The 20362-nt window shown below is 39.0% G+C and carries 16 protein-coding genes; all 16 read left to right on the top strand.

What is annotated here, in order from left to right:
• The first annotated feature begins 215 nt into the window (after positions 1 to 215).
• The 16 genes from rfbA (at position 216) to E4T79_RS01440 (ending at position 20281) form a co-directional block, all read left to right on the top strand.
• Positions 216 to 1085: a glucose-1-phosphate thymidylyltransferase RfbA gene (gene rfbA, locus E4T79_RS01365; protein ID WP_135026939.1), complete on the top strand. Its 870-nt coding sequence runs from the start codon at positions 216 to 218 to the stop codon at positions 1083 to 1085.
• Complete coding sequence (locus E4T79_RS01370) at positions 1085 to 1678, top strand: dTDP-4-dehydrorhamnose 3,5-epimerase family protein (protein ID WP_135026940.1); 594 nt, start codon at positions 1085 to 1087, stop codon at positions 1676 to 1678. Before rfbA ends, E4T79_RS01370 begins: the two co-directional genes overlap by 1 nt.
• Position 1679: 1 nt before the next feature.
• Complete coding sequence (locus E4T79_RS01375; RefSeq protein ID WP_135026941.1) at positions 1680 to 2168, top strand: phosphoribosylanthranilate isomerase; 489 nt, start codon at positions 1680 to 1682, stop codon at positions 2166 to 2168.
• 195 nt (positions 2169 to 2363) lie between these two features.
• The gene (rfbB, locus tag E4T79_RS01380; RefSeq protein ID WP_135026942.1) at positions 2364 to 3410 is read left to right on the top strand and encodes a dTDP-glucose 4,6-dehydratase; all 1047 of its coding nucleotides are present in this window, start codon (positions 2364 to 2366) and stop codon (positions 3408 to 3410) included.
• Between the two features lie 492 nt (positions 3411 to 3902).
• The gene (locus E4T79_RS01385; RefSeq protein ID WP_135026943.1) at positions 3903 to 4850 is read left to right on the top strand and encodes a glycosyltransferase family 2 protein; all 948 of its coding nucleotides are present in this window, start codon (positions 3903 to 3905) and stop codon (positions 4848 to 4850) included.
• Positions 4851 to 4868: 18 nt separating this feature from the next.
• Positions 4869 to 5717, top strand: coding sequence for a dTDP-4-dehydrorhamnose reductase (gene rfbD, locus E4T79_RS01390; protein WP_135026944.1), 849 nt, complete (start codon positions 4869 to 4871; stop codon positions 5715 to 5717).
• Positions 5718 to 5738: 21 nt separating this feature from the next.
• On the top strand, positions 5739 to 6737 hold the full coding sequence (locus E4T79_RS01395; RefSeq protein ID WP_135026945.1) for an LPXTG cell wall anchor domain-containing protein: 999 nt from the start codon (positions 5739 to 5741) through the stop codon (positions 6735 to 6737).
• Between the two features lie 1110 nt (positions 6738 to 7847).
• A complete protein-coding gene (locus E4T79_RS01400) occupies positions 7848 to 8996 on the top strand; it encodes a DUF1972 domain-containing protein (RefSeq protein WP_135026946.1) in 1149 nt (382 codons plus the stop codon).
• Complete coding sequence (locus E4T79_RS01405) at positions 8993 to 9922, top strand: glycosyltransferase family 2 protein (protein ID WP_135026947.1); 930 nt, start codon at positions 8993 to 8995, stop codon at positions 9920 to 9922. Before E4T79_RS01400 ends, E4T79_RS01405 begins: the two co-directional genes overlap by 4 nt.
• A gap of 2 nt (positions 9923 to 9924) precedes the next feature.
• The gene (locus tag E4T79_RS01410) at positions 9925 to 10728 is read left to right on the top strand and encodes an ABC transporter permease (RefSeq protein WP_135026948.1); all 804 of its coding nucleotides are present in this window, start codon (positions 9925 to 9927) and stop codon (positions 10726 to 10728) included.
• Positions 10728 to 11945, top strand: a complete 1218-nt coding sequence (locus E4T79_RS01415) for an ABC transporter ATP-binding protein (RefSeq protein ID WP_135026949.1) — start codon at positions 10728 to 10730, stop codon at positions 11943 to 11945. The genes E4T79_RS01410 and E4T79_RS01415 overlap by 1 nt, the downstream gene beginning before the upstream one ends.
• A gap of 19 nt (positions 11946 to 11964) precedes the next feature.
• Entirely contained in the window at positions 11965 to 13734 is a 1770-nt protein-coding gene (locus E4T79_RS01420; RefSeq protein ID WP_135026950.1) for a glycosyltransferase, read from the top strand.
• Positions 13731 to 15485: a rhamnan synthesis F family protein gene (locus tag E4T79_RS01425; protein ID WP_135026951.1), complete on the top strand. Its 1755-nt coding sequence runs from the start codon at positions 13731 to 13733 to the stop codon at positions 15483 to 15485. The genes E4T79_RS01420 and E4T79_RS01425 overlap by 4 nt, the downstream gene beginning before the upstream one ends.
• The gene (locus E4T79_RS01430) at positions 15455 to 17971 is read left to right on the top strand and encodes an LTA synthase family protein (RefSeq protein WP_245168025.1); all 2517 of its coding nucleotides are present in this window, start codon (positions 15455 to 15457) and stop codon (positions 17969 to 17971) included. The genes E4T79_RS01425 and E4T79_RS01430 overlap by 31 nt, the downstream gene beginning before the upstream one ends.
• Complete coding sequence (locus E4T79_RS01435) at positions 17971 to 18897, top strand: glycosyltransferase (RefSeq protein ID WP_135026952.1); 927 nt, start codon at positions 17971 to 17973, stop codon at positions 18895 to 18897. The genes E4T79_RS01430 and E4T79_RS01435 overlap by 1 nt, the downstream gene beginning before the upstream one ends.
• A complete protein-coding gene (locus E4T79_RS01440; protein ID WP_135026953.1) occupies positions 18878 to 20281 on the top strand; it encodes a DUF2142 domain-containing protein in 1404 nt (467 codons plus the stop codon). The genes E4T79_RS01435 and E4T79_RS01440 overlap by 20 nt, the downstream gene beginning before the upstream one ends.
• Positions 20282 to 20362 lie beyond the last annotated feature (81 nt).

Consider the following 20362-nt stretch of genomic DNA (forward strand, 5'->3'; position numbering starts at 1 on the left):
AGCAGGCATAGCCTGCTTTACAGATATGGTGGAATTAGGATTTTTCGAGGTTTTTAAATTTTTGCTGTCGCTGTTGTGAACTATGTTCGCTCATGGATAGGGTTGCTCTCAAGATACGGTCGTTTTTAAGCGCCCCCTGGTATCTTACTAATAGGTGACAGGTTGGTCGAAAAATGGTAGAATAGAACAAATAAGATTGAAAGGCTTTTGCAACTATGAAAGGTATTATTCTCGCAGGAGGTTCTGGGACACGTTTGTATCCCTTGACCCGTGCAGCGTCTAAACAATTGATGCCTATTTACGATAAACCGATGGTTTATTATCCCTTATCAACTCTCATGTTGGCTGGTATTAAGGATATTTTGATTATCTCAACACCGACAGATTTGCCACGCTTTGAAGAAATGTTAGGGGATGGCTCTGAGCTTGGTATTTCCCTTTCTTATGCGGTACAACCAAGTCCAGACGGTCTTGCCCAAGCTTTTATTATTGGAGAAGATTTTATCGGTGATGATTCAGTAGCCCTTGTTCTAGGGGACAATATTTACCATGGAAATGGCTTGACTAAGATGCTCCAACGTGCAGCAAGCAAGGAAAAAGGAGCAACGGTCTTTGGGTATCAAGTAAAAGACCCAGAACGTTTTGGTGTGGTCGAATTTGATGAGGACATGAATGCTATCTCTATCGAAGAAAAGCCGGAAACACCAAAATCAAATTTTGCCGTGACTGGACTTTATTTTTATGATAATGACGTGGTAGAGATTGCTAAAAATATCAAGCCCTCTCCTCGTGGAGAACTAGAAATTACAGATGTTAACAAGGCTTATTTAGAGCGGGGCGACTTGTCTGTAGAGCTTATGGGACGTGGTTTTGCCTGGCTTGATACAGGTACGCATGAGAGCTTATTAGAAGCTGCACAGTACATTGAAACCGTGCAACGCTTGCAAAATGTTCAAGTGGCAAACCTTGAAGAAATTGCCTACCGCATGGGTTACATTACAAAAGAGCAAGTATATGAACTTGCCCAATCATTGAAGAAAAATGAGTACGGACAATACTTGCTCCGTCTGATTGGAGAGGCTTAATGACAGAGAATTTTTTTGGTAAAACCTTAGCAGCTAGAAAGATTGATGCCATTCCTGGCATGCTGGAATTTGATATTCCTGTTCACGGCGATAACCGCGGTTGGTTTAAAGAAAATTTTCAAAAGGAAAAAATGCTACCTATAGGTTTTCCTGAGAGTTTTTTTGCAGAGGGGAAATTGCAGAATAACGTCAGCTTTTCTCGCAAGAATGTCTTGCGTGGTTTGCATGCTGAGCCTTGGGACAAGTACATTTCTATTGCTGACGGTGGTAAAGTGCTAGGTTCTTGGGTCGACTTGCGTGAGGGTGATACGTTTGGAAATGTCTATCAAACAGAGATTGATGCAAGCAAAGGAATTTTTGTACCACGCGGTGTGGCAAATGGCTTTCAAGTTTTGTCAGATACAGTAGCCTACAGCTATTTGGTCAATGATTATTGGGCCTTGGAATTAAAACCAAAGTATGCCTTTGTCAACTATGCCGATCCGAGTTTGGGGATTGAGTGGGAAAATCTGGATGAGGCAGAAGTCTCTGAAGCAGATAAGAATCATCCAATGCTCAAGGATGTCAAGCCGTCAAGAAAAGAAGATTTGTAAAATGTTTAGTAGCTTTTTGGAAATAGCAGAGCAGCTTAATAAAGTTGGGATTGTTCCACTTTTGATGGGAAGCCTTGGTTTAGAAATTCGCACAGGAGAGGTCTGGACTCCACAGGATATTGATATTCATGTCCCTAGCGATCCTCGTGGTTGGGAAGCACCTGATGAAAGTCGTATTGACCAATTTGATGTTCTTAACCAAATCATGGAAAATTTAGGCTATCGTTTAGTTGATCGCCACGAGCATGAATTTCAAAAGGAGGGACTTTCTGTTGAATTTGGTGGAATGAATTCTCTACCTGAATTTGCAGGAATTCCTTTGAAAGATTTACAAGTAGAAGTGCAGGATGGTGTGTCGTTTTATCTTCCTACACTTGAGCAATACCTTAAAATCTATCAAGCTTCCTCAAAGGACAGCTATCGGGCAGAGAATAATAACCAAAAAGATTTTGCGAAAATTGATTATTTAAAACAAATGTTAGGAAAATAGGTGAGCGAACGAAGCAGGTCTGACGCTTATTCGACGCCACGGTAGAATGACCAGTAGGTGAGGAGATTACTGGTTATGGAAACAGTATGACTTTAGAGGCGGTGTTGTAGGTATGGAATTCTGATAGAAAGCCGCTACTGGCTGTACCGTTTAAGATGAAAGTCAAACAAGAAACAATAATTTTTTGGAGAGATTATGTCTGAATTTAAAAATATCATCGTTACAGGTGGGGCTGGTTTTATCGGCTCAAACTTTGTGCATTATGTCTATAACAATCATCCAGATGTTCACGTGACCGTCTTGGATAAGTTGACCTATGCGGGCAATCGCGCGAATCTCGTAGAAATCCTCGGTGAGCGCGTGGAGCTGGTCGTTGGAGATATTGCAGATGCTGAATTGGTGGACAAGCTGGCCGCAACAGCAGATGCCATTGTTCATTATGCAGCAGAAAGCCACAATGACAACTCGCTTAACGATCCAAGTCCCTTTATTCATACCAACTTTATTGGGACCTATACCCTCTTAGAAGCGGCTCGTAAGTATGATATTCGCTTCCATCATGTTTCAACCGATGAAGTTTATGGGGATCTTCCGCTTCGTGAAGATTTGCCAGGTCATGGAGAGGGACCAGGTGAGAAATTCACCGCTGAAACCAAGTACAATCCAAGCTCACCCTATTCATCAACCAAGGCAGCTTCTGACTTGATTGTGAAAGCATGGGTGCGCTCGTTCGGTGTCAGAGCAACTATTTCTAATTGTTCAAATAACTATGGTCCTTACCAACACATTGAAAAATTTATTCCACGTCAGATTACCAATATTTTGAGTGGTATCAAGCCAAAATTGTATGGGGAAGGGAAAAATGTTCGTGACTGGATTCATACCAACGATCACTCATCAGGTGTTTGGACTATCTTGACAAAAGGACAAATTGGGGAAACGTATCTAATTGGTGCGGACGGTGAGAAAAACAATAAGGAAGTCTTAGAACTAATCCTAGAGAAAATGGGGCAGGCTACCGATGCTTATGACCACGTAACAGATCGTGCAGGTCACGATTTACGCTATGCGATTGATGCAAGTAAACTTCGTGATGAATTGGGCTGGAAACCAGAATTTACCAATTTTGAAGCAGGTCTGGAAGAAACGATTAAGTGGTACACAGACAATGCGGACTGGTGGCAGGCTGAAAAAGAAGCCGTTGAAGCCAACTATGCTAAGACCCAAAAAGTGATTAAATAGATACAGTAGCCCTTATCAATATTGTTTGAAATGATAAGGGCTGTTTGCTGTATTCATATCTTCCCTGTGTTTAATGTGTATGGATATAGCGTCTCAGCTACGCACTTTATCTAGTAAGCCTGTAAAATATATTTCAATTTCTATTTCATTTTATATTCCCTAATTTGTAACATTCAATTAGTCTAGTAAAATGTAAGCGATGTGACATAGGGATGTTATAGCCGTTTCGTTTATTTTTAGTACTAGACAATGAGCTGCAGGCTGTACTAGAGTACGGAAAAGCGAGTTAACCAAGTAATGAAAGATAAACGAAATGGCTGTAAGATCATTAAATTATTCTTCATCAGTGGATATAGACTTTTATTTTGGTTAGTTTTGTGCTATGATAAGTGCAGGAAGAGTATGTTTGGGTAGATTGCAATAATCGTAAGCTTGACATACATCTGATAGAAAGATGGATTAGAAAAAAGCATAGAAAGGAGTAAAAGATAAGTGATACTCTCAATTATAGTCCCCTGTTTTAATGAGCAAGAAACCATTCCCTTATTTTTTGAAGCAGTAGAGAAGATCAAGGGTCAAATAGGGATGGAATTAGAGTATATTTTTATTAATGATGGCTCTACAGATGGGACTCTTGATATCTTACGCCATTTAAGTAGTCAGGAAGAAAGTGTCCATTTCCTTTCTTTCTCTCGAAATTTTGGGAAAGAAGCTGCTCTATTTGCTGGTTTACAACATGCTACTGGAGAATTGATAACAGTCATGGATGTGGACTTACAAGATCCACCAGAATTACTGGTGAAAATGAAAGAGCTGCTAGAGGCAGATTTAGATTTGGATTGTGTAGGTACCAGGCGTATAACACGAGATGGAGAACCCCCTATTCGAAGTTTTTTTGCGAAGCAATTTTATAAACTAATTAATCGAATTAGCCAGGTTGAAATGGTGGATGGGGCACGTGATTTTCGCCTGATGAGACGTCCGATGGTGGATGCTATTTTAGAAATTACAGAGTACAATCGTTTTTCAAAGGGTATCTTTGCCTGGGTTGGTTTTAAAACAGCTTACTTAGAATACGAGAATGTTGAACGTGTTGCAGGAACGACTAGTTGGAGTTTTTGGCAACTAGTTAGTTACTCACTAGAGGGGATTGTTAATTTTTCTGATGCCCCCTTAACGGTATCATTTCTTGCTGGAGTAACCTCTTGTATACTGGCATTTATCTTAATGTGTGTTGTGATAATCCGAACGCTTCTCTTTGGAGACCCAACTGCAGGTTGGCCGTCACTGGTATCAATCATTTTGTTTTTAGGCGGCTTACAATTACTAAGTATAGGTATTCTTGGAAAATATATCGGTAAGATTTTTACTGAGACAAAGAAACGTCCAATCTATATTATAAAAGAGGCTAACTTTCCAAACTTGAAAGAAAAAAGGTAACAGATAAAGGAGTCAAATATGATTTTAATTACAGGAAGTAATGGACAATTAGGGACAGAGTTACGTCATCTCTTGGATGAACGTGGTACTGAATATGTTGCAGCGGATGTGGCAGAAATGGATATTACCGATGCTGAAAAGGTGGCTGCTTTCTTTGAAAAAGTCAGACCAAAAATCGTCTACCACTGCGCAGCCTATACTGCGGTTGATATGGCTGAAGACCAAGGAAAGGACTTGAACTACGCTATCAACGTGCTAGGTTCTGAAAATATTGCCAAAGCTGCTGAGCAATACGGGGCAACCTTGGTCTATATTTCGACAGATTATGTCTTTAACGGAGACTTACCAGTTGGACAAGAGTGGCAGGTAGATGATCAGCCAGATCCACAATCTGAATACGGTCGCACCAAGCGCCTGGGTGAGGAAGCAGTAGAGAAATATGCGAGTAAGTTCTATACTGTGCGTACAGCTTGGGTATTCGGAAATTACGGGAAAAATTTTGTCTTTACCATGCAAAATCTTGCTCAGACCCGAGATACCTTGACCGTTGTCAATGACCAACATGGTCGTCCTACCTGGACTCGGACTCTGGCAGAATTTATGGTTTACCTAGTAGATACCAAGCAAGCATTTGGTTACTACCATTTGTCCAATGATGCCAAAGAAGATACCACTTGGTTCGACTTCGCGACGGAAATTTTGAAAGATACAGCTACCAAGGTAGTTCCAGTAGATTCAAGCCAATTCCCAGCTAAGGCCAAACGTCCATTTAACTCAACCATGAGTCTGGAAAAAGCTAAGGCAACAGGTTTTCACATTCCGACCTGGCAGGAGGCACTAGAGGCCTTTTACCAGCAGGGGAAGTAATGTATTTGAGGAGGAGATAAGATGAAAAAGAACAAGATGACGAAAACATTATTGCAGGCAGGGCTAGCCCTTAGTCTATTAGGGGGAAGTACGCTTCCAGTTTTCGCCACTTTACCTGTAGCGGCAGAAACGGTTCAGGTTAAGTCCTATGAGCTAACAGCTGAAGAAAAGGCCGGTATTGAGGAGTATGTCCATGCTAAACTACGAGTAGATATGCAGGAATTTTATGAAACTGTGCTCAAAGGAATGTGGGATACTGCTCGTGAAACAGCTACTAAGGTTTGGGATGAAGAGAATGCTGAAATAGAAAGTGGCTTAACACCGGAACAAATAGCTGTATTGAAGGGGATTCAACAATCCCTTATCAATAGTATTGCTACGCATTATCATTACCTCTGGACCATGCATGTGGCGGTTAATGGCTATGGTATTCAGGAAGCCAAAGATACGATTGCAAAGTATGAAGAGGGAGAAGAAGAGGAGTTAGCGCCGGAAGTTGAACTGGCTGTCTTAAAGTATATGAAAGAACTTATCTTAGATGTATTGGCTAAGAATAAGGCAGTTCTTGCTGACTATGAGCAATATGCTACAGAAGTAGAGAACCAGTTTAAGGAGCTCTTCCTTCAAGAAACGATTGATTTAGAGGCATTAAATATTAAAACTATTCAATATGGTCAAGCCCTTGCAACGGCTTCTCAACCAGAGTTTCCCTATGACTTTACAGAGATGGATCAGCGGATTGAGGAGCTAACGCGTCAATTAGAACCTAAGGAACCAGCTACCAGTGGAATTGAGAATTCCACCCCAACTCCAGGTACGGGGCGTCAAGGCGGTTTAGAGAGCGAAGCAAGCGGTCAACCGGATGGGGTCGGAGAAATTGAACCACCAAAGGTAGTGCCTACTGGTGAATCAGTCAAGATTTTACCGAAAACTTCTAGCACTCAAGGCTTGATGATGACACTATTTGGTTTCTTCATGGCTAGCATAGGAACTCTTCTTATCGCCAAGAGAAAAATATAAGATACGAGGGCGTGTAAAGCACACAGTGAAAATAGGAAACTGGACGCAGTGCTAAGGCACTAGGAAAGTTTCTCTTTTTCACACAGTGCTTAGCCCGAGTTCAGTTACATCAAGATACCAAGCCCGTAAAACTCAAGGTAAAACTAGGAAACTTTTCGAAGACGTTTCGTCTAGCAAAGGTTTCTCTTTTTTACGCAGAGTTTAGGGCGAGTTCAATTACATCAAGATACAAGGGTGTGTAAAGCACACAGTGAAAATAGGAAACTGGACGCAGTGCTAAGGCACTAGGAAAGTTTCTCTTTTTTACGCAGAGTTTAGCCCGAGTTCAGTTACATCAAGATACAAGGGCGTGTAAAGCACACAGTGAAAATAGGAAACTGGACGCAGTGCTAAGGCACTAGGAAAGTTTCTCTTTTTTACGCAGAGTTTAGGGCGAGTTCAATTACATCAAGATACAAGGGCGTGTAAAGCACACAGTGAAAATAGGAAACTGGACGCAGTGCTAAGGCACTAGGAAAGTTTCTCTTTTTCACACAGTGCTTAGCCCGAGTTCAATTACACAAGATATAAGGGCGTTTAAAAAGTGACCGTACCTCTAAGATTTCCAGTGTTTAAAAAATTCTCCTGCCGTAAGTGAACACACTTCGCAGCGGTTTTGTACAGCTTGGAGCCCGCATCCACTCTACAAGAGATAGGGTCATATAAAAGGTCATCTGTTTCAGTTTATCGTGGGAAGTCTTGACATGAGAGAACAACTTGAGTATAGATGCAGAATAGGAATGACTATACGAAGCGTCTATGGTCTTGTAATGGCATTTGACTTGGGGGAATGAAGCGGAAGTAGCTTTGATTTTAGTTATAGTCCTTTCGTTTATCTTTTATTCTTTCGTTCACTCGCTTTGCCGTACTCTAGTACAGCCTGCAGCTCCTTGCCTAGTACTAAAAGTAAACTACAAGACTATAAAACATTTTTTGAAACTGCATTCGATAAAAAGTTCTATCGGGTGCAGTTTTTCATAGGTGGGGCAGGGAACCCTCGCTTTTTCTATGTTTTTCGCCTGTAAATATGGTATAATTATCTGATATTACTTTTTAAGAGTTTAGGATATTATGAGACACGTTTTTATCATTGGTAGTCGAGGATTGCCAGCCAAGTATGGTGGGTTTGAGACCTTTGTCGAGCAACTGGTGACTCGCCAAAATAATATGGATATAAAGTATCATGTGGCCTGTTTGTCAGACCAGACACACCAGATACATACGGATTATCAAGGGGCAGATTGTTTTACTATTAATCCTCCTGCACTAGGATCTGCGCGCGTGATTGCCTATGATATGCTGGCGATTCGCTATGCCTTATCCCTTATCAAAAAAGATCAAATTCAAAAGCCGGTTTTTTATATTCTAGGAAATACTATTGGGGCCTTTATTGCGCCTTTTGCCCACCAGATTCATGCGGTAGGAGGAAGTCTCTTTGTCAATCCAGACGGGCTGGAGTGGAAACGTAGCAAATGGTCTAAACCTGTACAAGCATATCTGAAATTTTCTGAAAAAATGATGGCTAAATACGCTGATTTGATGATTGCAGATAATGAAGGCATTGAGGACTATATCCGAGCTGAGTACTCCACTACTAGGACACGATTTATTGCCTACGGTACTGATTTAAATCCAACAAGGTTAACAAAAGAATCTGAGCAAGTTCGCCGTTGTTTTGCACAGTGGGCTATTAAAGAAAAGGAATTTTACCTCATAATTGGCCGCTTTGTTCCTGAGAATAATTATGTAACGATTATCAAGGAATTTATGACGAGCCATACCAAACGTGATTTGGTCATCGTAACGAACCATGAACGTTCAACTTATTTCCAAAAGTTAAAAGAGGAAGCAGGCTTTGAGTCAGATAGGCGTATTAAGTTTATTGGGACAGTGTATGACCAAGAATTACTCAAATATCTTCGACAAGAGTGTCGCGCCTATATCCATGGACATGAAGTAGGTGGAACAAATCCCAGTCTTTTAGAAGCTCTAGCTCAAACCAACGAAAACTTAGTATTAGGTGTTGATTTTAATCGCAAAGTTGCCCTCAATGCTGTTCGTTATTGGAAAAAAGAAGTGGGTTCGTTGTCGACCTTGATTAATCAAATAGATGGTCAAGAAGAAGCACTAGATTTGGGTCAAAAGGCCAAGAAACATATGCAAGATTACTATACTTGGGAGGAAATTGTCCGTCAATATGAGGACTTATTTTTATCATGAAAGTAAATATAGTATTGTCCACCTATAATGGTGAGCAATTTTTAGCGCAACAGATTGAAAGCATTCAAGCGCAGACCTTTACTGATTGGAATCTTTTGATTCGTGATGATGGTTCAACGGATGGGACGACGGATGTCATTCGTCAATTTATGGCGAAAGATGAGCGTATTCGTTGGATCAATGAGGAACATATCGAGAACCTTGGAGTTATCAAGAGTTTTCATGCTTTGGTTCAATACGAAGAAGCGGATGTTTACTTTTTCAGTGATCAAGATGATATTTGGTTACCTGAAAAATTACAACTAGCTTTGGATGAAGCAGACTTATATCTGCCAGAAGTGCCTCTCATGATTTATACGGATTTGAAAGTGGTAGACCAGAATTTACAGGTCGTACAGGAAAGTATGATTCGTAGCCAGTCAGATCATGCCAATACCGAATTGGTAGAGGAATTGACGGAAAATACTGTGACGGGTGGTGTATCCATGGTCAACCATGCCTTGGTGCAACTGTGGAATGAAACAGATGCTATTCTGATGCATGATTGGTACTTGGCTCTCTTAGCAAGTGCTTTTGGAAAACTGGTTTATATTGATGTAGCAACGGAGCTTTACCGTCAGCATGGGAATAACGTTCTTGGCGCGCGGACATGGTCTAAGCGGATGTACAAATGGTTGCGGCCATACTTATTATTTTCCATGTATTGGGAATTGATTAAAGGTAGCCAAGCCCAAGCAAGTCATCTCTTAGCTCTGCCATTGACCAAAGAAAAAAAAGAATTAGTACAGGCATTTGTGACAATCATGGAGAAGCCTATGCTGGAACGTTACAAAATATTAAAAAAATATGGTTTGCGAAAAAACAAGAGATTTCATACTCTTGTCTTTACCATTTTAATCGTGACCAAATTTGCCTATAAGGAGTAAACATGGATATTCTTTCCAAGAAAAATCGAATTCTCTTAAAAGAATTGATAAAAACTGATTTTAAATTACGCTACCAAGGGTCTGTTATCGGTTATCTCTGGTCTATCTTGAAACCACTCATGATGTTTGCGATTATGTACGTGGTCTTTGTTCGTTTCCTGCGCTTGGGTGGTGATGTACCACATTTCCCTGTTGCACTCTTATTAGCCAATGTTATCTGGTCGTTCTTTTCAGAAGCAACCAATATGGGAATGGTATCGATTATCAGCCGTGGTGATCTACTTCGTAAATTAAGCTTTTCAAAGCATATTATCGTTTTATCGGCCATCTGTGGTGCCATGATTAATTTTGGGATTAACTTGGTTGTTGTTTTGATTTTTGCACTAATCAATGGGGTATCCATTTCTTGGAGTGCTATTTTTGCTCCGCTACTATTCTTAGAGCTTTTCTTGTTAGCGTTTGGCGTGGCGCTACTCTTGTCAACATTATTTGTCAAATTCCGAGACTTGGGACAAATCTGGGAAGTAATGATGCAAGCTGGAATGTATGCGACGCCAATTATCTATCCCATTACATTTGTATCAAACCAAAGCATTACGGCAGCAAAAGTTATGATGTTGAGCCCATTGGCTCAAATTATCCAAGATTTGCGCTATTTATTGATTGATAAGGCTAATGTTACTATTTGGCAAATGTCCAATCACTGGTGGTATATTGTGATTCCATATCTGATTCCTGCCGTGGTTTTTGCATTTGGCTTGACCATTTTTAATCGTAGTGCCAAACGTTTTGCGGAGATTATTTAATGACAGAAAAAAACATTGCAGTAAAAATTGAACACGTTAGTAAGTTCTTCCGCTTGCCAACGGAGCAAACCTATAGTTTACGTACCGCTATGGTGAACCGTTTTAAAGGAATTAAAGGTTACCGTGAACAGCATGTTTTAAAAGATATTTCTTTTGAGGTTTACAAGGGGGATTTCTTTGGAATTCTTGGGCGTAATGGGTCAGGAAAATCAACCCTATTAAAAATTATTTCAGAAATCTATGTTCCTGAAAAAGGAAAAGTAACCATTGATGGGAAACTGGTTTCCTTTATTGAATTGGGAGTTGGCTTCAATCCCGAATTAACAGGGCGAGAAAATGTCTACATGAATGGTGCTATGCTTGGTTTTACCACAGAAGAAGTGGATGCCATGTATGATGATATTGTTGAATTTGCTGAGCTCAAGGAGTTTATGAATCAAAAACTTAAGAATTACTCTAGCGGTATGCAGGTTCGCCTAGCCTTTTCAGTAGCTATTAAGGCGCAGGGTGATATCTTGATTTTGGATGAAGTTCTAGCAGTCGGTGATGAAGCCTTTCAACGCAAATGTAATGATTATTTCCAAGAACGCAAGAAAAGTGGCAAGACAACTATTCTCGTCACTCATGATATGGGCGCTGTTAAAAAATATTGTAATCGGGCAGTCTTGATTGAAAATGGCCTCGTCAAATCGCTTGGGAATCCTTCTGATGTAGCCAATCAATATAGTTTGGACAATACAGTGATGTCTGCTCCACAAGCGGTTGTCGAAGAAGACCCAGCAGCAGAAACTCAGCCAGTTCAACTAGAGGTGGAGCATTTTTCAGCTAAGTTGCTCTCTCGTCCTCATTTGATGCCTGAGGAGGAATTTGAATTTGAATTTTCCTATGAGTTACTAAAGGAGCAGCAGACACATATTGCGATGTCCTTCATCGATTTAGATACCAATGTCGGTTATTATAATGACAATTCAATGGATATTGAAATCAAGGAAATAGGTGCTCATACCATTCGTTATCGTTGTAGTTTCCCATACTTTAATCAGGCAAGATTAAAATTAGTGGCTACTGTACGGGATAACCAGAAACGCATTCTGGCTTTCTTACCAGAAGAGCAGGCTCCTGTGATTTTTGTTGAACGAGTGAAAGATGATAGATTGACAGAATCAGCAAAAGATGCGGCGACAGGACTCTTGAAACGAAATGGTAAGTGGATGTAAAGATAAAGGTGCATAAGGAATGAAGAAGAGGATTTTAGTTGTTTCTCCAACAGGAACTTTAGATAATGGAGCGGAAAAGTCCATCGTCAATCTGATGATTTATCTAGCGGGTAAAGGCTATCATGTCTTCAATGCTTATCCGGATAATCAGCATGAAACTAAGGAGCGCTACATTCAAGTATTAGAAGAACATCAGATTAAGACCATTTCTATTCCCACTGCAAAATGGTGGTGGCCTGAAGCACCAGGAACTGTTCCATTTTTAAAAACAGAGCAGATTTTGGCCTATCAGCAGGCAATTTTTATCATTCGTCAGATTATTAGAGAAGAAAATATTCAACTAGTCATTTCAAATACAGCCAATGTTTTTCAAGGAAGTATAGCAGCTGCCTGTGAAGCAGTCCCTCATTTTTGGCTGTTCCATGAATTTCCTACGAAAGAATTTGCATACTATCGTGAAAAAATAGAATTTATGGTGCAAAATTCCGCAGCAATTTTTGCTGTTCATGGTAATTTACATGAAAGATTAAAGGAGTTATTCCCTGCCTCCACAGATATTCAATCCTTTATTCCTTATTCTGATATAGAAGGTACGCCTTTACAAGAAAGTACAAGTCGTAGGCTTGTATCCATTGGGCGTATCAATGAAAACAAGAATCAACTTGAGTTGATAAAAGCCTATCACCAATTAAATCAACCTCAGTATCCCCTAGTCTTTATTGGAGATTGGGATGAGGCATACAAGGCACAATGTGATGACTATATTGCTGAGCATAAGGTGACAAATGTCCATTTTCTAGGACATCAGAACCAGCCTTGGGGATTGGTCAGTAAATCAGATATTTGCGTTTTGAATTCTCAATCAGAAGCCTTTCCTCTCGTCTTTGTTGAAGCTGTTTTAAATGGTGTTCCAGTGATTGCTTCAGATAATCTAGGGTATCAATCAGTAAAGAGTTTCTTGCAAGCGGGTACCCTGTATCATTTAGGAGATGTGAAACAATTAGTGCAGTACTTGAAAGAGCATTTGGAGCGATTTGAAGTGCACAAGGAGGAGAGCTTGAGGCAACAGAAAATTGCTCGGGGAATTTACTGTATTGATACATGTTACCAGCAGATTCTTAAGGCAATTGAAGGGAATCCAACTTCCCCAGCTAAAGGGCTACATGCGATTCGCTATCTTTTAGGAGAGGTTGATTATCGTCATCTCCAATCATTGGTCGATGAGCAGTTCATTACCGTCTATTTTGAAAAAGGTGGAACCTTTAGTGAGACACATACTACCGTTTATCCCCTAGAATTGCAGGGAACGATTGACATCCTACTTCCTGAAGATTGCCAAAAAATTCGAATCGACATGACCGAAAGGCCTAGTTTTTATACTCATATTCAGCTTCTTGCGCTAGATTATGATACTAGCCTTTTACCGATCTTTACGAATGGTTTGGTCTATCGCGATTCCTATATTTTTCCAAATCCAGATCCACAGCTCATTTTCCAAGTGCCATCTTTCTATGGAAAAAGGGTGCGTTTACGTTATTCTTTATATGAAATCGATGAGGTGATGTCAGATGCTTATATCGGAAAACAGTTGGCCCAGGAATTGCTAAATCTTCGTAGTAGATTAAAACTGCTAGAGGCAAAAGAAGTAGACTATCAGCAAGAACGAATCAAGGTTGAGAAGATGCAACGACAATTAGAAGAAATAACGGCTCAATACAATCAGACTATTGCCTCTCGTCGTTGGACGATTTCAACGGCACTAATAAACTTTTTTAGGAGAAAAAAATGAAGCGCCTGCTTTTATACGTTCATTTCAATAAATACCAATCGCTTAGTTCGCATGTGCTCTATCAATTAGAAAAAATGCGTCCGCTTTTTTCGCACTTGGTATTTATTAGCAATAGCCCGATGTCGGCTAGAGACCAAGAGTATTTGCAGACGCATCATTTAATTGATGACTTTCTCCAGCGGGAAAATATCGGCTTTGACTTTGCTGCTTGGCGAGATGGAATGGTACATATTGGCTTTTCAACCCTTGCAGAGTATGATTCGGTTACTCTTATGAATGATACTTGCTTTGGACCTTTATGGGATATGGCATCCATTTATCAGCAGTTTGAAAGAGATCCAGAAACAGATTTCTGGGGCATGACCAATTTCCGTAAGACAGCTGATTTTAAAGAGCATCTTCAAAGTTATTACCTTTCTTTTTCCAAGGAGGTAGTAACCTCCAAGGCTTTCCAAGATTTTTGGACAGGTGTTCAGAATTACACAGCTGTGCAAGACGTTATTGACCGTTATGAAACACAGGTAACCACCAGTTTGACGGATGCTGGATTTTCTTACAAGGCTGTTTTTGATACAGTTGAGGTAGATACCAGTGGGATGTTGCATCCAGATTTTTCTTATTACAATCCAACTGCTATCCTAAAAAATAGGGTTCCTTTTATCAAGGTTAAGGCTATTGACGCCAACCAGCATATTATTCCCTATATTCTTAACCAACTTGAATTGGAGTCCAGCTATCCTGTTGCTTTAATCGTATCTCACATGTCCAATATCAACTATCCTGATTTTAAATATCTGTTGGGGCGCAAATATCTGCAAGAAGCTCATGCTGATTTGACTGGTAAGAAAATAGCTGTCCATCTTCATGTCTTTTATGTGGATCTCTTACAAGAGTTCTTAGATGCTTTCCAAGGTTTTGGTTTTGCTTACGATCTCTTTATTACCACAGATAGTGAAACAAAACGTCCTGAGATTGACGTTATTTTAGCGAATAATGAACAGAGTGCAGCTATTTTTGTTACGGGAAATATTGGTCGCGATGTTCTTCCGATGCTGAAATTGAAAGAGCAGCTAAAGGACTATGATTTTGTGGGCCATTTCCATACCAAAAAATCAAAAGAAGCTGATTTTTGGGCTGGTGAATCGTGGCGCAAGGAATTGATTGCTATGCTGGTTCGTCCTGCTCATAGCATTTTATCTAATTTGACAAAGCAAGCGGATCTTGGTTTGGTCATTGCTGATATTCCAACTTTCTTCCGCTACAACAAGATTGTGGAGGCCTACAATGAACATCAAATTGCGCCAGCTATGAATGATCTATGGCAAAAAATGGGGATGCAGAAAGCGATTGATTTTGGTGCTCTTCACACCTTTGTCATGTCTTATGGAACGTATATTTGGTTCAAATATGATGCTCTTAAGCCTCTTTTTGATTTAGAATTGACGGATGCAGACGTGCCAGCGGAGCCGTTGCCTCAAAATTCTATTCTCCATGCTATCGAACGCCTCTTGGTATATATTGCATGGAATTGTCAATACGATTTTCGAATAGCACCAAATCCTGTGGCGTTGACACCGTTTATTGACAATAAATTGCTCAACGAGCGTGGAGATGCACTTCCGCATACTTATGTTAATTTTGATCATTTGGGTGGTATCAAAGGTGCTGCCAAGTATATCATTATCGGTCCCTTGCGCGCTATAAAATATATAATAGAAAGATGTTTGAAAAAAATAAAAGCCAAGAAGTAATGAAAAAAATCAAGCAGTATCTACAAGAAATCAATTGGAAACAGAATGTCCATATTCTCGTTTTATGTGCAGCTGTGCTTTCTATTGTTTTGTATCACATAACAGATCGTGCTTTAGAAGATGTCAATTTAACCTCTTCGGTTAAACAATTTCAAGAAATCCTATTCTTCTTACAGGGATTAGGGATCATTGTTTTAGGAATTTATCTATCTCGCAGTCTCAACAAATGGTTTTATTTCAAATTTAGTGTACAAGTAATCATTTATCTGCTGGTTTCTTATGGGGTTTATATTACGAGACAACTCAATAATGAAAAGTTCCAAATGTGGAATTTTTCAAAAAATCAATTTTGGGAATGGCATGCTCTCCCAATCCTAGGTTGGATATTTTTGGTAGCTGTACTCTATAAATATTTATTAGAAGCTTCATCTATGTCTTCTGTAGAAGCAGAAACTAACAAGCTTGTAAGCCCCTCAAATTGGGTAGTCCATTTTATACTTCCTATTTTAATCTTTTCTGATTCTAAATTATCCCTTACTATTATGCAAAACATTACAGGATTACTTGATGACAGTCAAGTTGACCGTTACGTAGTCCTGTTCCTACCCAATTTGATTATTGCAATGGTCGGTAGTATTTTGCTATCTTTTATGTTTTTCAAAGCGATAGAACTGCTAAGACAGAACAAAGCCAGTGTTTCTCTCAGTATCATTACAAGTTTCGTAATGGCATTGGTCATCAATTACTACCTTCAATTAGGGGTTCAAGATGACAGTGCGCTACTTGATAAATTCATTTTTGAAGGAGCCACTCTTTACCAGATTCTCTTTTTTGTGGTTTTCTATCTTCTAGTTTATGTTCTGATCAATCGCTATGTTCTCTCTACACTATTATTGATTTCATTTAGTACGATTATCGCAGTTGCCAATTATTTGAAAGAATCTATGCGTAGCGAGCCCTTGCTGATTACAGATTTTGTCTGGATACAAGATACCAACTTGATTCTTAGTTTTGTAGATAAACAATATTTCGTTTATCTACTGGGGATGATTGTCCTTCCAATTATCCTTTACGTTGTTCTTAGAAAGCGTGTTTTAGTTAATCCAATTTTTGGGAAAAAACGGTATCGAGTGCTTGTTTTTGCAGCTTTAGTGACGCTCGTTGTTAGTGTATTTGCCGTTTTCAAAACCGAAGAAAATGCTAAAGTAATCCCCGGGATTCCAGTTGTTTCTAAATTGAATAATTGGCAAGATATTGAATGGTTTGGTTTTTCGGTCAATGCTCGTTACAAATCAGTAGCTTATGTATGGACTAAGCAACTGACTAAAAAAGTCATGGAAAAACCAGATGGCTATAGTCAAGAAGCGATTGATCAAATTGCCCAAAAATACACAGATGTAGCTGAAAAAATCAATAGAAATCGAACAGAAAATATTTCCAATCAGACGGTTATTTATATTTTAAGTGAGAGTCTAGCAAATCCTGCCTATGTGGATGGTGTGAGCATCAGTCAAGAAGTTCTTCCCAATATCCAACTATTGAAGCAAGATACCACAAGTGGGTTAATGATTTCAGACGGTTATGGTGGCGGGACAGCCAATATGGAGTTCCAAAGTTTAACTGGTCTGCCATTTTTCAATTATTCACCGTCAGTTTCAGTTTTATATACGGAAGTTGTTCCAAAAATGAAAGTATTTCCATCGATTAGTGATCACTTTGCTAGTGAGAATCGTTTGGTACTTCATCCGTCAGGAGCTAATAATTATAGCCGAAAAAATATTTACAAGCGACTAGGGTTTGAGCGACTAATCTTTGCTTCTGACACTAATGAGACCTTTAAAAATCAAGAAAAGGTCGGAGTCAGCATGAGTGATGAGGCAGTCTATGAAAATATTCTAGACAATATTGATCCGTCTAAAAATCAATTTTTCTCAGTTATTACCATGCAGAATCATGCACCATGGTCAGTCGGAAACCCAGTTGAGGTAACTGCATCAGGGCAAGATTTCACGGCAGAAGAAAATGATAAACTCACAGAATATTCTCGCCTATTAACTTATACAGATCAGGCAACTCAAAAATTTATTGAAGCCTTGTCCAACGTGGATAAGAATATCACAGTGGTCTTCTATGGAGATCATTTACCAGGGTTTTATCCAACGAAAGTATTTGAAAACAATCCTGATAGTAAATTTGAGACGGATTACTTTATTTGGAGCAACCATAACACAAAAAAACTGGATCAATTCCCCTTGGTTCGGTCCAATGATTTAACAGCAGAATTGCTCCAGCATACTGACTCAAAAGTATCACCATATTATGCGCTATTGACATTTCTACTAAATCAAGCTACTATAGGTAACGTAGATTCAGATATTAGTATCATTCAGGCTCAAGCAGACTTGAGAATGTTACAGTATGATATTAGTCTTGGCAAGGGATATATTCAAAAAAATAAGGATTTCTTTGTAATAGGAGATAAATAATGACAGAAAAAATTGCAGTATTACTACCTGCTTACAATGAGGAAGTGACGATTCAAAAAGTTATTTCTGACTTTAAGCGTCATCTGCCGCAAGCAGATATATATGTTTATGATAATAATTCCAAAGATAAAACCAATGAATTAGCGCGTCAAGCAGGGGCGATTGTACGATTTGAGCCTCGTCAAGGAAAAGGAAATGTTGTCCGTTCCATGTTCCGCGAAATTGATGCGGATTACTATATCATGGTTGATGCAGATGACACATATCCAGCAGCTGAGGTTGAAAAACTTTTAGAACCCCTAAGAAGCGGTCTAGCGGATATGACAATAGGAGATCGCTTGTCCAACGGTACATATGCAAAAGAAAATAAGCGAGGTTTCCATGGTTTTGGGAATAATTTGGTCAGATTGCTAATCAATAAACTATACAAGGGAAACTATAACGATATTATGACAGGTTATCGTGGCTTTAATCGTCTCTTTGTCAAAACTTTCCCAGTTTTATCTCCAGGTTTTGAAATTGAAACAGAATTATCCATCCATTCACTGGATAAACGCTTTAAATTGGTAGAAGTTCCGATTACCTATCAAGATCGCCCAGAAGGTAGCGAATCAAAATTAAACACCTTCTCTGATGGATTTAAGGTATTGAAAATGATTTTCAATCTCTTTAAAGACTATAAGCCGCTCCTATTCTTTAGCTTGGTCAGCACTATCTTGTTCATCTTAGGATTAGTAGTAGGAGTTCCAGTTATCAGTGAATTTGCCTACACAGGCTTAATCGAAAAAATGCCTTCTGCCATCTTAGCGACCGGTCTAATGATTTTATCTTCTTTGGCTTTCGTGGCTGGCTTTATTTTGGATACGCTTGTTCGCCAAAATCGCATGCAATATGAGTTGAAAGTTTATGACTATTATGAGAAGTAGAAGTAAGGCAAGAATTGGTGGGCTATCTGCAGAATATGTCTTTTTGATAGTGGCTCTCATTTTTGGTGCTTTATTTATGACGATTATTCCACCAATGACAGCACCAGATGAGATTGGACATTTTGCAAAATCCTACGCATTTTCGCAAGGTGAAATTATTCCCTACTTTTTAGACAGTCCTGTAAATCTTTTTAAAACATGGGATGAGTACGGATTTAACCTTCCAGCTTCTATTTTAGAATTAAATCAAAATTCTATCGGAGTTGGTTATAATGTGGCTGAAAAATTTAATTATGCTAGTCTTGATATGACTGCTTACGAAAAGTTAAATGAAGTATTTGTTCCTTTAGGTGGACAATTAAACTATTCTTTTTTTCAATATCTTCCACAAATTATAGGGATTAGTATTTCAAAGCTATTGGTTGGTTCTATTTTACCGATTTATTATACAGCACGACTTTTTAACTTTTTAAGTTATGTTTTACTGCTCTTTTTTGCCGTGAGATGGACGAAATTTGCCAAGTGGGGCTTTGTTGTATTAGCACTAAATCCAATGTTTTTATTCTTAGCAGTATCGACCAGTGGAGATGCCTTTACAAATGCGGTAGCTTTCCTATTTGTGGCCATTTTATCCAATATCATTTCTGAAAATATATTGGATAAAAAGAAGTTGTATTTTTCCTTTGGGTTAATGGTGGCAATGGTACAAATGAAGCCAACTTTAATCATGTTTGGATTGCTCTACTTTTTAATTCCAAATAAAATCTTCACCATTAGAATGAAAATGCTTTATGGTAGTTTAATACTTTTTTCTGCTCTAGCAATATATTATCTTTGGGGAAAATTATTTCCGAGCCAAGATATCATGTATATGGATTTTGCTAATCCAAGCGAGCAGGTTAAAGGTATTTTAAAAAATCCGATTAGTTTTGTCACAGTTATAAAAAATACAATTGAAGAGCATGGTAAATTCTTACTTCATTCATATGCAGGCCAATTCGGACTTCTGAATCGCAATATTTCATTCTTAGCCGTTCTACTGTATTATCTTTTAGTCATATTTGCAGTGTTTATTCGAGAGTATAATCAGATTACTGTTACAAAACGAATGAGATTTGTAAGTTTGATGTTTATAGTTGGCTATGTTTTGCTGACATTTATTGCCTTGTATCAAATTTGGTCACCAGTTGGACATACTGTTATTCTTGGACTTCAAGGGCGTTATTTTATTCCGATAGGCGCTTTTGCACTTTTGACAATCGTACCCAACCGAATTAGCTTACCTAGAAAGTTTGCTATTCCGACTACAATCGTGGGGATTGTGTTATTTCTATGTTACGTTACTATATTCCTCACACTCTCTTATGGTTTTTTGAGTGTCTAAAATTAATCGCAAAAAAATACACGAACAGCACAATGGTAAGATAAAGAAGTGACCTTGCTGTTCGTGTATTTTTTTATTGAT

This window comes from Streptococcus sp. LYSM12 (genome assembly GCF_004569635.1).
In the GTDB taxonomy this organism is placed as follows: Bacteria; Bacillota; Bacilli; order Lactobacillales; family Streptococcaceae; genus Streptococcus.

Excerpts from the sequence above, each read along its gene's own strand:
- rfbA (WP_135026939.1), top strand. The coding sequence starts at position 216 with ATGAAAGGTATTATTCTCGCAGGAGGTTCTGGGACACGTTTGTATCCC.
- E4T79_RS01370 (WP_135026940.1), top strand. The coding sequence starts at position 1,085 with ATGACAGAGAATTTTTTTGGTAAAACCTTAGCAGCTAGAAAGATTGAT.
- E4T79_RS01375 (WP_135026941.1), top strand. The coding sequence starts at position 1,680 with ATGTTTAGTAGCTTTTTGGAAATAGCAGAGCAGCTTAATAAAGTTGGG.
- rfbB (WP_135026942.1), top strand. The coding sequence starts at position 2,364 with ATGTCTGAATTTAAAAATATCATCGTTACAGGTGGGGCTGGTTTTATC.
- rfbD (WP_135026944.1), top strand. The coding sequence starts at position 4,869 with ATGATTTTAATTACAGGAAGTAATGGACAATTAGGGACAGAGTTACGT.
- E4T79_RS01395 (WP_135026945.1), top strand. The coding sequence starts at position 5,739 with ATGAAAAAGAACAAGATGACGAAAACATTATTGCAGGCAGGGCTAGCC.
- E4T79_RS01400 (WP_135026946.1), top strand. The coding sequence starts at position 7,848 with ATGAGACACGTTTTTATCATTGGTAGTCGAGGATTGCCAGCCAAGTAT.
- E4T79_RS01405 (WP_135026947.1), top strand. The coding sequence starts at position 8,993 with ATGAAAGTAAATATAGTATTGTCCACCTATAATGGTGAGCAATTTTTA.
- E4T79_RS01410 (WP_135026948.1), top strand. The coding sequence starts at position 9,925 with ATGGATATTCTTTCCAAGAAAAATCGAATTCTCTTAAAAGAATTGATA.
- E4T79_RS01415 (WP_135026949.1), top strand. The coding sequence starts at position 10,728 with ATGACAGAAAAAAACATTGCAGTAAAAATTGAACACGTTAGTAAGTTC.
- E4T79_RS01420 (WP_135026950.1), top strand. The coding sequence starts at position 11,965 with ATGAAGAAGAGGATTTTAGTTGTTTCTCCAACAGGAACTTTAGATAAT.
- E4T79_RS01425 (WP_135026951.1), top strand. The coding sequence starts at position 13,731 with ATGAAGCGCCTGCTTTTATACGTTCATTTCAATAAATACCAATCGCTT.
- E4T79_RS01430 (WP_245168025.1), top strand. The coding sequence starts at position 15,455 with ATGTTTGAAAAAAATAAAAGCCAAGAAGTAATGAAAAAAATCAAGCAG.
- E4T79_RS01435 (WP_135026952.1), top strand. The coding sequence starts at position 17,971 with ATGACAGAAAAAATTGCAGTATTACTACCTGCTTACAATGAGGAAGTG.
- E4T79_RS01440 (WP_135026953.1), top strand. The coding sequence starts at position 18,878 with ATGACTATTATGAGAAGTAGAAGTAAGGCAAGAATTGGTGGGCTATCT.